Source organism: Pseudomonas sp. Irchel 3A5 (assembly GCF_900187575.1).
In the GTDB taxonomy this organism is placed as follows: domain Bacteria; phylum Pseudomonadota; class Gammaproteobacteria; order Pseudomonadales; family Pseudomonadaceae; genus Aquipseudomonas; species Aquipseudomonas folii.
This window is the reverse complement of the sequence record NZ_FYDU01000020.1, coordinates 5,409-19,290: the sequence shown is the minus strand read 5'-3', so window position 1 is coordinate 19,290 and position 13,882 is coordinate 5,409. Positions and strand designations below refer to the sequence as shown.

Sequence of the window (13,882 nt, the reverse complement as noted above, 5' to 3'; positions counted from 1 at the left end):
GCATCAGCATTCAGGCTCAAGGACGAGCCTGAATGTCCTTCCCCAAACGCCGCAAATAGATGTCGAACACCGCCATCACATCCACCTCTTCAGGGCTTCTCAGCCACTGAATCTGCAAGCCATCCATGACCGAGAAAATCTCCTGGGCCATGGCCTTGATGTCAATGTCCGCACGAATTTCCCCCGCCTCTATCAACGCCGTCAAATGACCGCGAGCGTGATCGTGGGTGAGATGAAACCGTTCCTTGTGCCAGGAACACGCAGGGTGTGCTTGAGACAGGCTTTCGGTATTCATCACCATTGACGCCTGGCATTCGGCAGCGTCCTCGATACTGAACCCCATGCTCAGCCTCAGGAATTTGAGAAAGCCGGTCAGTGTCAGCTCGGTCGTGAGATCGCGAAACCTTGATGTCACCCGTTGATCACGGCGCTCCAGCAGTGCAGCCAGCAACGCCTCTTTGTTCGGGAAATGATGCAGCAGGCCTACCGTGGTGATACCGGCAAGCGCCGCAACGTCACGCATCGATGCGCTGGTATAACCATCCCGGGCGAAAATGACCGTCGCCGCGTCCAGCAGAGCAGTTCTGCGCATCTCCCCCTTGGGGGCCCGGCGACGCTTGGGCGAAAGCTCTTCGCCTGATTCATTCCCTGATTTGTCAACTGACATAAAAATCCGATAACAACTGCATTCAAATTTTCCCGGCGCTCGCTGGCTGGGCCCGACTTATAAAGAATCGCTTGGCGGTGATGGACGCGACCCAGGTCGACAGCAATGCGATCAACGCGTTACCGGTAAACGTACCCGGCATCAACCCGCTGCTTCCGAACAGATGCGTGCCGGCGAATATGAACGGTACGGTACCGACCGTTGACCGAAGCCAGGCAAACACAGCGACCAGCCATGGCCGCTGCATCGTCACGAACACCGCAATCGAGACGAAATCCAGACCAATGAGCACCCACAAACCACCGCCAAACTGGCAGAACGCGAGAAACAGCACTCGGCCCTCACCTTCCAGGTTGTAGAAGTCCGCAATAGGCCCGCTTGCCAACAGCAACAATCCCCAGACAACCAGACCATAGACAATGACCAGTTTGCGGGTAAAGGCAATTGCCGAATGGGTCCGCTGATCCAGATGAGCGCCGATATTCTGTCCCAGCACCGGTGCCAATGCACTCGGCAAGGCAAAAAAAGCGCAGTAGGAAAACTGCAGGACCCGATCAAGAACCGCCATTGCCGCCAGGGCCGAGGTGCCGAACGTGGCCACGCTCGAGACAAGATACGCCACCCCCACCGGGGTCGCCAGATTGCCCACCATGGCAGGCAAGGCAACCCTGAACGTGCGCCTGACATGCATGCGCAGCAGTTTGAACTTGATGGACATCGCCAGCCCGACGTGGCGACGCACCCAATACAGCCCCAGACAGGCAGACATGAACGCAGACAAGGCATAGGAAAGGCCTGCCCCTTCCAGCCCCAGATCCAGGACAAAAATCAGCAACGGATCGGCAATCGCTAGCGTAGCGGCGCCCGACAACACCACCCACAACGCCCGACGACTATCCCCGGCGGTGCGCAGAATCTGCGCGGTCATCTGCATCAACGACTGCAGCACACTGAATGGCAACGTCAGCCAGATAAACACCCTTGCCGCTTCATAGGTCGCAGCATCAGCACCGAGCAGATGAGTCACCGGGACGATCAACGCCAGTTGCAAGGCAGCTGACAGACCGCACACGACAAGCACCATCAACATCAGGCTGGCGGTGAAGCGCGAGACGGCCTTGGTCGCACGATGCCCGATACGCTCGGACAACACCGTCGCCGCCGCGATAATCAAACCGTTGGCCAAAGCACTGTTGAGAAAGATCAACACCTTGGCGATGCCGACCGCGGCCAGCAGCAAGGGCTGGTGCAGCATGGAGACATAGACCAGCGTCAGGATGTCTACCAGAAACACCGCGAACAGGCTCAGGGCACTGGTGCTGGTCATCACCAGGATATGGCGTGCTATGAGCCCTTCAGTAAACTTCGCGCGGGCTACCGCCATCACATTCCCCAAACAGGCAATACTTCGCCAGCAGCAGTGGCGAAGCTCATTCAGGCGGCGATTCTAGCGGTGTGCCGGTTCGGTTGCTATCGTCGCTTCGGGATATCTACCGAGGGCCGACCAAGGGTTTGGAAGCCGTTGCGATTTACTCCGGCAGCGGCTCGGAAACCGGCCGGCCCATCAACAGAACGGCAAGCAGAATGGAAAGCCCGACAAAGCACGCGGCGGCGTAGCCAAGACTCTGCAGCCCAAACGAATCAATCATCCGTCCGCCCACAATAGCGCCCAGGCCGATGCCCAGATTGGCACCCGAGATATTCAGCGACGCGCCAAAAGCCGTCGCGCCCTCAGCGGCTTTCATGACCCGCACATGGCTGACCAGAAACAGCGCCGCCTGGGTAATCCCCCAGGTCGCCAACGCCATCGCCAGAAAAACCGGCGAGTGAATGCTCGGTATCAAAGCGACCATGCCCGCCACCATGAACGTGCAGAACACGATAGAAGCCATCAGCGGATGCTTGTCCACCGCCCGACCGCCCAACGAGTTACCGATCAGGCCCACCGCACCAAATGCCATCAGACACCAACCCACCACGGTGCCGTTGAAACCTGCCAGCCGTTCGAGGATGTCGGCCAAATAGGTGTAAGCCGTGAACATCCCGGAGAAAACCAGTACGGACAGCAACACATGGCCTTGCAGGACTGGGCTGCGCAGAACTCTCATCTGTTGGCGCAGCGAAGCGTCTTGCCGGGTAACGTGAATGGTCGGCAGATACACGAACAGCAGCAACGCCTTGGCCAGTGCCAGCACCGCAAGCATGCCGAACGCCATACGCCAGCCCACGGCATCCGCAACCAGCGTGCCCACCGGGATACCAAACACCGTGGCGCAGACGATCCCGAACGTGATCTTTGCCATGGCCCGTCCCGCGTGCTCCGGGCCGACCAGATCGACCGCAGTCTCGCTGGCCAACGCCCAGAACACTGGCAACCCGAGTGCAGGTATGAGTCGCGCAATACCCATCACTGCAATATTGGGACTTAGCGCCGCAAGGGTATTGGCGAGCGCAAACAGCACCATTACGGTCACGAACAGCTTCTTGCGTTCAAAACGCGCGAAATACGCGGTCAGGAACGGACCAAAACAGGCCACCGTGAACGCGAACAACGTCACCAGCAACCCTGCTTGCGGGATGCTTACCTCAAGGTCCCGGGCGATGCCGGGGAGTAGGCCAACAATGACAAATTCGGTTGTCAGCACAGTAAAGCCTGCGGCCGACAACAGCAGAATGGGTAACAGCATTCGAGCTCCAATAGCAAAGCGCCAGACGGATCAACACCGGTCTGGTTTTTTAAAAGGGTATGGTCAAGCTGGTATGACTTGGCGCTGATTACTCGTTAACCGGGCAATCAAAGCGGAAAAGAATTGTTATAGGCAAACAGCGGCCGACATTATGTCGGGCCACTTTGTTGAGGTCTACTGGCAAGCATGCGGCTTTTTATCCATCACTGCACGCTTCCCGAAAGCTTCAACACTCAGGAATTATAACGTCGCCTGGCCTCCCACCGTTTGCCCGATCAGCGCTGTTGATTGCACGATCCTGCGAGGTTGAACCGATGCCTGACCCCATGGTTTGAACCCGTAGGACCGGCTTCAGTCGGGAGGACGGAGTTTCTGCCAAAGAACATTTAGCGAATATCCCGGCGTTTTCCAGGCCGACCGTATGGATTGCCTGGGCACCTGTGGAAGCTTTCATGTCTTCCCTTATGCTGAATGTGACGACGTGGGACCGGCTTTAGCCGGGAAGAGGCCGGGGCAGACGCTGAATGCGTGGCGTCTGCCAGGCAGCTTTCCCGGTTGAAGCCGGTCCCACGTCAACAGTGTGTCCTATGGGAAATCCTATGTTCGAAGGATTGTGGTGCCGGCACGCCGGACAACGGTCAAGGCGCCACACCCTGTCAAAATCTGATTATGCCTGCGCAGCTCTGGCCTTTACCGCATCCTCGAGAAACGCCTTTACCGCCTGCCATGATTGTTCATTGGCTTCAGCATTGGCTGCAGGGGTGCCGTCAATGCTGTAGGTGGACGGTATGTTCGGCAGCAGAATCGTATGACCCGCGTGTTCGAAATCCAGGTGTTGAACGGGCCAGGAATGACCGGCCTCTTTCAGCCGCGAGTACGCCATTCGCGAAAAAAGCGCTGAAGGCCAGGCCGCGTCATCACCCGCAGACAGCAACAACACAGGGCCACGAATTTTCTCAACCTTGATGGCAACCCGATGCACCGCATCATGATCCTGCAACGCCGTGCTGATGGATTCGGTATTACGCAAGCCAGCATCTTTGGCCGCCCATGAAGCAGTCTTATTGTCGTTCCAAAGATGTATCAATGGCTTCCCTTTATAAAGCCATGCCGGTCCATCGCGGCCTACTGCCAGATCAGCAGCCGCCTGCCCGCCATGCACCAGAGCGCTGGGCACATAACCGATAACCGCCGACACCGCCTCTGGAAACATACTGCCCAGCAGCAACACCAACTCGCCGCCCCGCGACTGACCGCTCAGGGCGACAAAATCATGGGCAGGCTGGACTTCACGTCTGACCCAGGCCAACCCTGCGACGAAATATTCCAGAGGTGTATTTGAAATGTACGGCGACAGGCCCGGTGCCTTGAAGTAACCCAGCGCTAACGCCGCATAGCCTCGCGAGGCGTAAAGCGCGGCCCGGGGTTCATTGATCCCGCCGCCGGAACCGTTCAGCACAATCACGGCAGGATGCGGCCCGTCGCCAGGCGGTGTGAACAGGGTTCCAACCAGACCGTCTTCGCGAACCTCACGGCGAGTAACGCCTTCGGATACGAGTCGCTGAATCAAGCTGACGGATTGCTCGCCCCCGTCGAGGAATACCCGAGTCACCAAGGGTTGCAGCACATCATCTGGAAACACGTCAGCAGCACCCGGCACTTCTGGCCGCTGACTCCAGAGCAGGCCTGAGGCAGAGACGCCTTGATAACTGCCGGACACAGGAGCGTCGCGCTCCAGATCAACCTTTCCGAACGCATCGGCGATGTACGTCGCAGCGCTGACCCAATACTGCCCATTACCACGCACAGTGCGTGTGGCGAGCTCAATCTTTTGCGAAGGCCGCAAACCTTCTACGGAGATGCGTCGCGGTTCGTCCAGCAAACCGTCTGCGGGTGTTATGGAGAGTGTTGTCATGTGCTTCGCCTTATCACGCGCTGCGTGCTACCGGACTTTCAAATTCATTGTGCGCACAATGTGAACAAGCGAAGAGAAAAAGCCAAATTCCTCTGCAGCATAACCTTAGACCTTTCGCTATTTTTTCAAATGGCTGGAGTGACTCCGTCAGGGTCGAAGCGTTCACAAAACTAAAATATGCCATGAGATGCCGGGAAACTTACGCCCCATTCACGGGTCTTGATGGGGTTCGGATTAATGACGTATTTCATTGGCTGAAACTTTCCCCCGTAATCAAGGACGCAACATGAAAGACAGGAAGATTTTATCGCTGGCCGTTTTGGTCACCGTGCTCGCCGGCTGCTCCGACCCGAAAAAAGCCAGTGAAGAAAATTTCGAAAAAGCTGCACAAGCTTATCTCGACACTCTGTATCCAAAATGTCTGGTGGCTGCCAATTTCCCCACCGAGAGTCAGGAACTCGACTTCAGCGGTACCGACAAGGTTCTGCACACACTGGCTCAAGTGGGCGTAGTCAAAGAAACCGAGTTGTCTCGCAAAGAGGTCCCGCAGACCTACTTCCAACCCGCCCGCACCGACATCCGTTATGCCTTTGATCTTACCGATGAAGGTCGAAAGTACTACCAGAAAGACGCCAGGAAACTCATGAACGGGACGACTGTTGGCGCCCTGTGTTTTGGCAAGGCAAAAATCGTCAGTGTTGACCAGTTCAGTGAGCCTGGCGACATGATGGGCCAGAAGATTTCACGCGTGACGTACAGCTACAAGACCAGCGACTTGCCGAAATGGGCTTACGAAGAGTCCGTGCAGGCCGCTATCCGTGATTTGCCTGCAATGGTCGCCGGTGAAAAAACGCCGATCAAGGAAACCCGAGGCATGATCCTGACCAATAACGGCTGGGTACATGAGCGGTTATTCGGCAAGTAACTGATGAATGGGGGCCTTGGATGCCCCCATTTTTACATGAGCCCATAGTCCATCAAGTTATATAAACGCTGAAAAATGTGATTATTCACGCATAACCGGAATTGCTAAGGTGCAGCTTCAGGCCACTTGCCTTAATGCTTAGCTGCCGGTGATGCGCATGCCCAACTACCTCGACGCCACGCACCAACAGCACATCGCCCAACTGCGCAAAACCTGGACCGCCCGCACCGACTGGCCAACCTGGTTGTTGTTGATCGGAACCTACGCGGCATGGTTCAGCCTGATCCATTACTCGGCGCTGCTGGGTCGCGGATTAAGCTTGATGTTGCTGGTCCCGGTGATCACGTTCTGGATGTCGGTGCAGCACGAACTACTCCACGGCCATCCGACTCGCTGGCGGTGGGTGAATAAACTACTGGGCTATGCGCCACTGGCGCTCTGGTATCCCTACACCTTGTATCGCGACAGCCATCTGCTGCATCACCGCGATGAAGAGCTGACCTTGCCACATCACGATCCCGAGAGCCGCTACCTGAGCGAACAGCATTGGCAGCGCAACAGCATCGTGTCCCGCAGCCTGCATTGGTTGAACAAAACCCTTTACGGCCGATTGCTGGTGGGCCCTGCAATTGCGCTGATTGGCTTGCTTTCAGTGGAACTGCGACGGTTAAGGCAAGGTGTATTGCAAGCCTGGCTGATGTGGCTGACTCACGGAGCCTGCGTGGTGGCAGTGTTGTGGTTTGTACAGGCCCAGGGCGGAATCGGCATTTTCGAATATGTGATGGCCAGCTTATTGGCTTTGGCGTTATCCATGGTGCGCTCGTTCTATGAGCACCGCCCTGCTCCCTCGCCTCAGCATCGCTCGGTCATCAATGAGGCGGGCTGGCCATGGCGTTGGCTGTTTCTGAATTTGAACCTGCATCTGATTCACCATGATCTTCCCGGATTGCCTTGGTATTACCTGCCCCGGGTTTATGCAGAACGACGCGAGGACTGGCTACAGCGCAGTGGTCAGTTCCTTGTGGACGGTTACGGCGCCTTGTTCCGGCAACATGGCCTGAGGCCCATCGATAGTCCACAGCATCCGTGGCGTTGAGTTGATCTGTAAGACGCACAGATTTCTTTTAAAAGACCTGCCAAGTTCGGCACCGCGCAATCTCGCGGCGAACCGTGGACCTCTAGGAGTGAGCTTGCTCGCGATTCGATTCCTGGTTCGACGAATTTGTAGCCTGAACTGACGCCATCGCGAGCAAGCTCACTCCTACAGATCCGTGTTATCAGGAACACTTCGGCAGCTCCTGCAAAGGTCAGAAGCACCATCGATCTTTACTAAACGTCAATTACTGGATATTTTGTCTTAAATACTCATCCAGACGCCCATTTACATGTCCGACTTTTCTGCAGAAACCCGCAACCTGCTCGAACAACTCAAACACGTCGCTCAAGGTCTGGGTGAGACCTTCGGGCCATTCTGTGAAGTGGTGGTGCATGACCTGCAATCTCCCGATCACGCCATTTACGCCATCTATAACAATCTGTCGGGACGCACCGTCGGTGACCCGGCTACCGAGCTGGGTCTGGCGCGAATCGCCGACCCGGCCTATCCGCAAGTCATCGCCAATTACGCCAATCGATTCCCCGATGGCCGTCAGGCCAAAAGCACCTCAATCGGTATCCGCAACGTCGAAGGGCAATACGTCGCCGCGCTGTGCATGAACGTCGATCTGACCCTTTTTCAAGGCGTGCAAACGGCCATGGCGCAATTTACCCGCGTGGATTGCGCCGTGGATGAGTCATTGGAAGTGGACAGCGCGCACAGTATCCGCAAGCGGATCGACGAATTCGCGGGTCGTTCGGCAAGCACGCCCCGCTCACTCAAGGCCGATGAACGCCGGGTCTTGCTTCGAGAGCTGAAAGCATCGGGAGCGCTGGAAGTGCGCAAGTCCATGGACGTGGTGGCGCAACATCTTGGTGTCTCCCGCGCCGCCGCTTACAGCTACCTGAAGTAGGCCCACTGCCGCTTTAATATCTGCATTTCAACGAGAGAACGTCGTGCCCGAACCCATCCTCTGCAAGAACAGCACAACCATCAGCCCGCCCGCCGGACACTACTCGCACCTGTCCATTGCCAATGGCTTCGTGATGATCAGCGGCCAGTTACCGATCACTGCCGAAGGAGCTCATCTGGCGAATGCCTCGTTTGAAGATCAAACCCGGCAAGTGCTGCTCAATCTGGACAGTTGTCTTCAGGCTGCTGGCATCAGCAGGCAGCAATTGGTGCAGGTGCGGGTGTATGTCACGGATATTGAACAGTGGCCGCTATTCAACCGGCTCTACAGCCAATGGCTGGGGGATCATCGCCCCGCCAGAGCCGTAGCGGGCGTCGCACAATTGCATTACGGCTGCGCCGTGGAAGTTGAAGCCATGGCCGTTGCGGCCTGACATTTTCATTTCGAGAAGGTGATAACCCACGTGAACACATTAACGCTCCCCACCTATCAAGATGTTGAAGACGCCGCCTTACGCTTGGTTGGCCAGGCTAATCGCACACCGGTCCTGACGTCGCGCACGGTAGACAGCCTGTTCGACGCTCAAGTGTTTTTCAAATGCGAGAACCTGCAACGTGTCGGCGCCTTCAAGTTTCGCGGCGCCTTCAATGCTCTGGCGAAATTTGACGAGCAGCAGCGCAAGCATGGCGTGGTAGCGTTTTCCTCTGGAAATCATGCACAGGGCATCGCCCTCGCCGCCCGGCTGTTGAGCATTCCGGCTACCATCGTCATGCCGCACGACGCCCCACCGGCGAAGATTGCTGCGACCCGCGAATACGGCGCAAACGTGGTGATTTACAACCGCCAGACCGAAGATCGCGAAGCCATCGGCCGCGAGCATTCCGAGCGCCTGGGCATGACCCTGATACCTCCTTACGACCACCCCGACGTGATAGCCGGACAGGGTACGGCCGCCAAAGAACTGTTCGAAGAAGTGGGCCCGCTGGATACCCTGCTGGTTTGCCTCGGTGGCGGCGGACTGTTGGCAGGCTCAGCACTGTCTACCCGCGCACTGTCACCGACCTGCAAGCTGTATGGCGTGGAACCTGAAGCAGGTAACGATGGGCAGCGTTCGTTTCGCTCGGGCGAAATCGTCCGTATCGCTGTTCCAGACACCATCGCAGATGGCGCACAGACCCAGTACCTGGGCAACCACACCTTCCCCATCATTCGCCGTGACGTAGACGACATTCTCACCGTGTCTGACGCGCAACTCATCGACGCCATGCGCTTCTATGCCGAGCGAATGAAGATGGTCGTCGAGCCTACTGGCTGTCTGAGCTTCGCCGCTGCACTGCAGATCAAGGACCAGCTCAAAGGTCAGAAAGTCGGGATCCTGATCAGCGGCGGCAACGTAGACTTGCAGCGGTATGCGGAGCTGTTGGCGAAGTAATCAGGCATCGATGCCGGACAACTGGCTGTCTTCCAGCGCATGAAGGGCACGCGACAAAATGCCACAGCAGGAATTCAACCAGTTGTATGACAACCGCCGAACGGTCATAGATGGAGAAAACCAATTGTTCTAAAATGTTGCAATACCGGCAAGCGGACGCGGAATCGAAGCTCAACGACATCAACAGTCGTCAACTTCGAAGCCCGGCGACTTGACCAGATTTATAAAAAGAAAAGCCCGTCATAGACGGGCTTTTTCGTTTTCGGCATTTGTGGCCGAGCGCGCCCTGAGCGCAAACGACGATTTCGGGTCAGCCCACCGGGCGCCCTACTGCACACTTTTAAACTTGAGGCTAACCCCATGCTGCGACTCGTCATGATCTACCTGTTCCAATGGTTCAAACGTCTGGCATCCAATGCCGTATCACGTAACGGTAACGACACCTACACCGAAAACTTCTCGTCCCGTGAAGAAAATGAAGGCGGCCGCTGGACGTTCGTGACTCTCTTCATCGTGTTCACCCTGAGCCTCTACTCGCTGGCTGGCCTGGGCTACTACGCCAAGGTACATGTCTGGGATGGCTTCACCGAAACCGAAAAAAACAACATCGCCCAGGCCATGGTCATCGCCAGCCAAAACATGAACTAAACCCGTGACCTAGCCGCGACCAACGAACGGCATGTTAGTGGCCATAACGGTCATGTTCAGCACGTTGGTCGACAGCGGCAGGCCCGCCATGTAACGCACCGCATCGGCGACTTCCTTGACGTCCATCATCGGCTCTACCGCAGTCTGCCCATTGGCCTGCCGAACTCCGGTAGTCATGCGTGCAGCAAGGTCAGTCAAAGCATTACCGATATCGATCTGACCGCAGGCAATGTTGTACTCACGCCCGTCCAGGGCAAACGTCTTGGTCAACCCGAGCACGGCATGTTTGCTCGCGGTATAAGGCGAGCTGAACGGCCGTGGTGTATGGGCGGAAATCGAGCCGTTGTTGATGATTCGTCCACCCTGCGGCACCTGCCTGCGCATCAACCCAAACGCGGCGCGGGCACAGAGGAACACGCCAGTCACGTTGGTGTTGATCACGTTCAGCCACTTCTCGACGTCCAGCTCATCCACCGGAACAGCCGGGGCGCCAACACCGGCATTGTTGAATAAAACATCCAGCCGACCATAAGCGGCTTCAATCCTCGCAAACAGCGCATCCACACTCGCCGGATCGCGGACATCGGTGGACACCGCAATGGCCTTGCCACCCGCCTCGCCAATAACTGCCGCCAATTCGTCGAGCGGCTCCTGACGACGTCCCGCCAGCACCAGGCTGTAGCCGTCCTCCAGCAAACCCAAGGCAACAGCACGACCAATGCCGCTACCGGCGCCCGTGACAAGTGCGACTTTTGAAGCTTTGGTGCTGGTCATTCTGGTGCTCCTTCTGATTCGAAAAGTGCGGATAGCACAGAAGATTACCCGGCCTTGCTGACTCCGCGCCATCAAGTTGCAAACACAGGACCTGTAGGAGCTGCCGAAGGCTGCGATCGCGGTGTGTCAGAATGAATGCCTCGCAGCCTTCGGCAGCTCCTACAGATAATGCATTACATGCAGTAGTTTGCATGTTGATTGTAGGAGCGCTTTAGCGGGGGTGACATTCAATGCCGATTAACTCATCAAACCCTTGCACCACTGACGCTTTCCTGAGAAAAAGCCGCCTTTGTCGCCTTATTAGAGAAAGCACCATGAGCAACGAATTGCTGATCACAGACATCCGCACCGGTGATGGCAAGGAAGTCGTCAAAGGCGCGCTGATCACCACCCAGTACACCGGCAAACTGGATGACGGCACCGTGTTCGACTCCTCCCACGAGCGCGGCAAACCTTTCCAGTGCGTAATAGGCTCCGGGCGTGTCATTAAGGGATGGGATCAGGGCCTGATGGGCATGAAGGTCGGCGGCATCCGCACCCTGTTCGTGCCCGCGCATCTGGCCTACGGCGACCGGCAGATGGGCGCGCATATCAAGCCGGGGTCTGATTTGCATTTTGAGATCGAATTGCTGGAGGTTTTGACTCGGGATGATTGAGGGAGATCAATAGCGGGACCTTGAAGGCATAGCGCGCGTAATAAGTTATTTCCCTGCGACTCGGCGTCCTCCGCTTCAATCCACATACTGCACATACCGCTCCATTAGATTTGGCCGTTGAAAGGTATCGATTGCGTCGATGTTGTCCAGTAAATGGTCAAGATGCTGTTTGTAAGTTGTCTCATCCATGTCGATCCAGAAACGCGGCGGGCGACCGGTTTGCTGGTCGTAGGCGGCGGTGGTTGGGTCGAGGTAGCGGAATTCTTCGTAACGCGGTAACTCCGGCAGCGGACCACTGGTGTCCATATAGTTCTGCAGAAAATCCCACAGCGCGCAGGGCATTTGCCAGCGGTTATCTAGGTTTACCAGGGCGGAGAAGTCGATCACGATGTCCCGATAACGATGGGCGAGAAACAGTACGTGGTTCATCGAGCCCTGCCGCTCTGCTACGGAAACGATGTAAGCATCGAACTCATAAAATGGGGCTGCCAGCTCGCCGATGGTGCCGTTATTTTTGTATTCGCCGTTATTTTTGTAATCGAACAGGGTGACGATACCGGAGCGACGATTCAACTCCCAGATGGGGCCACGTGAGGGCTTGACCCAGAGCTTGGGGAATTTGTGGATGATTAAAGCGCCAAACGCCCAACAGCTAAAGGGGATACCGGCAAGGATCGTCCATATCGGAATGTACGACTTGATTAGTTGACTTACCTTAGCGCTATCCGAAGCCACAAAGTCCAGGAGGCAAGTTAAAACTGTCATCACAGTCATAAAGAAAAATAGAAATCGTCCGCCGCCATACAACAACAGCCAAAACTGTGATCTCGCAGACCAAAGCGAAAACCTGAAGCGCTGATGATCATGTCGGTCATGAAAGTCCACGTGTTCATAAGGAGCTGGCACATAGGTTCCTGCTGCCATCTTTTCATCACGTTCCTTGAACATCTGTTCCTGAAACCGCAATTTATCCGGTGCTCGCTCCCGCAAGAAATCATCGGGGGCAATATCTAGCGTATATCCCCATGGCAAGCGTCGTTTGCCGAAGCGCTTTAACCAGGACCGCTCTGCTGAAGGCAATTGATCAGGAATATTGTCCGACCGGTAGGCTGTCGGGGCGTAGTAAGGTGTTTCACTACAGTTAGTCGTCATCGGTTTCAGTCCACATACCGCACATACTGCGCCATCAGGTTTGGCCGTTGAAAAGTGTCGATGGCATCGATATTGTCCAGCAAATGGTCCAGATGCTGTTTATACGTTGCGTCATCCATATCGATCCAGAAACGTGGCGGACGCCCGGTTTGCTGGTCGTAGGCGGCGGTGGTGGGATCGAGGTGGCGGAATTCTTCGTAACGAGGCAACTCCGGCAGCGGACCACTGGTATCCATGTAGTTCTGCAGAAAATCCCACAGCGCGCAGGGCATTTGCCAGCGGTTATCGAGGTTCACCAAGGCAGAGAAGTCGATCACGATGTCGCGGTAACGATGGGCGAGAAACAGTACGTGGTTCATCGAGCCCTGCCGCTCTGCTACGGAAACGATGTAAGCATCGAACTCATAAAACGGAGCTGTCAGTTCGCCGATGGTGCCGTTCTTTTTGTATTCGCCGTTATTCTTGTAGTCGAATAGGGTTACCAGGCCGGTACGGCGGTTCAACTCCCAGATCGGGCCACGGGAGGGTTTTACCCAGAGCTTGGGGAATTTGTGGATGACGAGCGCAGCCAATGCCCAAGCTGCATAAAGTGGAAGTAGCATTACGTCATAGGTGCCTTGCACAAAATCCATAAGCGCTGGTAGAAAATCTCCCCTCGCAGTAACACCGATAGAAATAGCGGTGAAAATGTAAACGGGAGTGAATATGAGCGACCAGCCTTTTCCAAACATGTATACATAAGCCCAAAACTGAGATCTGGCGGACCAAAGTGAAAACCTGAATCGCTGATGATCATGTCGATCATGAAAGTCCACGTGTTCATAAGGAGCAGGCACATAAGTCCCAACCGCCATCTTCTCATCACGCTCTTTGAACATTTGTTCCTGAAACCGCAATTTATCCGGTGCTCGCTCCCGCAAGAAATCATCGGGGGCAATATCTAGCGTATATCCCCATGGCAAGCGTCGTTTGCCGAAGCGCTTTAACCAGGACCGCTCTGCTGAAGGCAATTGATCG

Annotated in this window: 14 protein-coding genes; 7 read left to right on the top strand and 7 right to left on the bottom strand. The window is 55.9% G+C overall.

Annotated elements, in window-relative coordinates:
* Positions 1–16: 16 nt before the first annotated feature.
* The 4 genes from CKW31_RS26430 to CKW31_RS26415 form a co-directional block, all read right to left on the bottom strand.
* Entirely contained in the window at positions 17–667 is a 651-nt protein-coding gene (locus CKW31_RS26430; RefSeq protein WP_095101617.1) for a TetR/AcrR family transcriptional regulator, read from the bottom strand.
* A 22-nt stretch (positions 668–689) separates the two neighbouring features.
* Positions 690–2,051 (bottom strand): MATE family efflux transporter, encoded by a 1,362-nt coding sequence (locus tag CKW31_RS26425; RefSeq protein WP_095101615.1) that lies wholly within the window; start codon positions 2,049–2,051, stop codon positions 690–692.
* 145 nt (positions 2,052–2,196) lie between these two features.
* Positions 2,197–3,354 carry an MFS transporter gene (locus CKW31_RS26420; RefSeq protein WP_095101613.1) on the bottom strand — a complete coding sequence of 386 codons (1,158 nt, stop codon included), beginning with the start codon at positions 3,352–3,354 and terminating at the stop codon, positions 2,197–2,199.
* Positions 3,355–4,021: 667 nt separating this feature from the next.
* The gene (locus CKW31_RS26415) at positions 4,022–5,269 is read right to left on the bottom strand and encodes an acyl-CoA thioesterase/BAAT N-terminal domain-containing protein (protein WP_095101611.1); all 1,248 of its coding nucleotides are present in this window, start codon (positions 5,267–5,269) and stop codon (positions 4,022–4,024) included.
* A 286-nt stretch (positions 5,270–5,555) separates the two neighbouring features.
* Here CKW31_RS26415 and CKW31_RS26410 point away from each other — a divergent pair, with 286 nt between their 5' ends.
* The 6 genes from CKW31_RS26410 (at position 5,556) to CKW31_RS26385 (ending at position 10,283) form a co-directional block, all read left to right on the top strand.
* Positions 5,556–6,194, top strand: a complete 639-nt coding sequence (locus tag CKW31_RS26410; RefSeq protein WP_095101609.1) for a hypothetical protein — start codon at positions 5,556–5,558, stop codon at positions 6,192–6,194.
* 157 nt (positions 6,195–6,351) lie between these two features.
* Complete coding sequence (locus CKW31_RS26405; RefSeq protein WP_095101607.1) at positions 6,352–7,290, top strand: fatty acid desaturase; 939 nt, start codon at positions 6,352–6,354, stop codon at positions 7,288–7,290.
* A gap of 289 nt (positions 7,291–7,579) precedes the next feature.
* Positions 7,580–8,203, top strand: coding sequence for a transcriptional regulator (locus CKW31_RS26400; protein WP_095101605.1), 624 nt, complete (start codon positions 7,580–7,582; stop codon positions 8,201–8,203).
* Between the two features lie 43 nt (positions 8,204–8,246).
* Positions 8,247–8,636 carry a RidA family protein gene (locus CKW31_RS26395; protein ID WP_095101603.1) on the top strand — a complete coding sequence of 130 codons (390 nt, stop codon included), beginning with the start codon at positions 8,247–8,249 and terminating at the stop codon, positions 8,634–8,636.
* Between the two features lie 30 nt (positions 8,637–8,666).
* Positions 8,667–9,635: a threo-3-hydroxy-L-aspartate ammonia-lyase gene (locus CKW31_RS26390; RefSeq protein ID WP_095101601.1), complete on the top strand. Its 969-nt coding sequence runs from the start codon at positions 8,667–8,669 to the stop codon at positions 9,633–9,635.
* A gap of 360 nt (positions 9,636–9,995) precedes the next feature.
* Positions 9,996–10,283 (top strand): hypothetical protein, encoded by a 288-nt coding sequence (locus tag CKW31_RS26385; RefSeq protein ID WP_095101599.1) that lies wholly within the window; start codon positions 9,996–9,998, stop codon positions 10,281–10,283.
* Between the two features lie 9 nt (positions 10,284–10,292).
* Here CKW31_RS26385 and CKW31_RS26380 read toward each other — a convergent pair whose 3' ends face one another.
* Complete coding sequence (locus CKW31_RS26380; RefSeq protein ID WP_095101597.1) at positions 10,293–11,057, bottom strand: SDR family oxidoreductase; 765 nt, start codon at positions 11,055–11,057, stop codon at positions 10,293–10,295.
* Between the two features lie 314 nt (positions 11,058–11,371).
* On the opposite strand from CKW31_RS26380, the gene CKW31_RS26375 reads away from it, so the two are divergent.
* Positions 11,372–11,713, top strand: coding sequence for an FKBP-type peptidyl-prolyl cis-trans isomerase (locus tag CKW31_RS26375; protein WP_095101595.1), 342 nt, complete (start codon positions 11,372–11,374; stop codon positions 11,711–11,713).
* Between the two features lie 75 nt (positions 11,714–11,788).
* Here the strand turns inward: CKW31_RS26375 and CKW31_RS26370 are convergent, their stop codons facing one another.
* On the bottom strand, positions 11,789–12,865 hold the full coding sequence (locus CKW31_RS26370; protein WP_141230190.1) for a hypothetical protein: 1,077 nt from the start codon (positions 12,863–12,865) through the stop codon (positions 11,789–11,791).
* Positions 12,866–12,870: 5 nt separating this feature from the next.
* Positions 12,871–13,882, bottom strand: a 1,012-nt coding sequence (locus tag CKW31_RS26365) for a hypothetical protein (protein ID WP_256582735.1), incomplete at its 5' end; no start/stop codon positions are given.

What these genes read in the sequence shown, in the direction of transcription:
- CKW31_RS26430 (WP_095101617.1), bottom strand. Translation starts at nt 667, where the DNA reads ATGTCAGTTGACAAATCAGGGAATGAATCAGGCGAAGAGCTTTCGCCC.
- CKW31_RS26425 (WP_095101615.1), bottom strand. Translation starts at nt 2,051, where the DNA reads ATGGCGGTAGCCCGCGCGAAGTTTACTGAAGGGCTCATAGCACGCCAT.
- CKW31_RS26420 (WP_095101613.1), bottom strand. Translation starts at nt 3,354, where the DNA reads ATGCTGTTACCCATTCTGCTGTTGTCGGCCGCAGGCTTTACTGTGCTG.
- CKW31_RS26415 (WP_095101611.1), bottom strand. Translation starts at nt 5,269, where the DNA reads ATGACAACACTCTCCATAACACCCGCAGACGGTTTGCTGGACGAACCG.
- CKW31_RS26410 (WP_095101609.1), top strand. Translation starts at nt 5,556, where the DNA reads ATGAAAGACAGGAAGATTTTATCGCTGGCCGTTTTGGTCACCGTGCTC.
- CKW31_RS26405 (WP_095101607.1), top strand. Translation starts at nt 6,352, where the DNA reads ATGCCCAACTACCTCGACGCCACGCACCAACAGCACATCGCCCAACTG.
- CKW31_RS26400 (WP_095101605.1), top strand. Translation starts at nt 7,580, where the DNA reads ATGTCCGACTTTTCTGCAGAAACCCGCAACCTGCTCGAACAACTCAAA.
- CKW31_RS26385 (WP_095101599.1), top strand. Translation starts at nt 9,996, where the DNA reads ATGCTGCGACTCGTCATGATCTACCTGTTCCAATGGTTCAAACGTCTG.
- CKW31_RS26380 (WP_095101597.1), bottom strand. Translation starts at nt 11,057, where the DNA reads ATGACCAGCACCAAAGCTTCAAAAGTCGCACTTGTCACGGGCGCCGGT.
- CKW31_RS26375 (WP_095101595.1), top strand. Translation starts at nt 11,372, where the DNA reads ATGAGCAACGAATTGCTGATCACAGACATCCGCACCGGTGATGGCAAG.
- CKW31_RS26370 (WP_141230190.1), bottom strand. Translation starts at nt 12,865, where the DNA reads ATGACGACTAACTGTAGTGAAACACCTTACTACGCCCCGACAGCCTAC.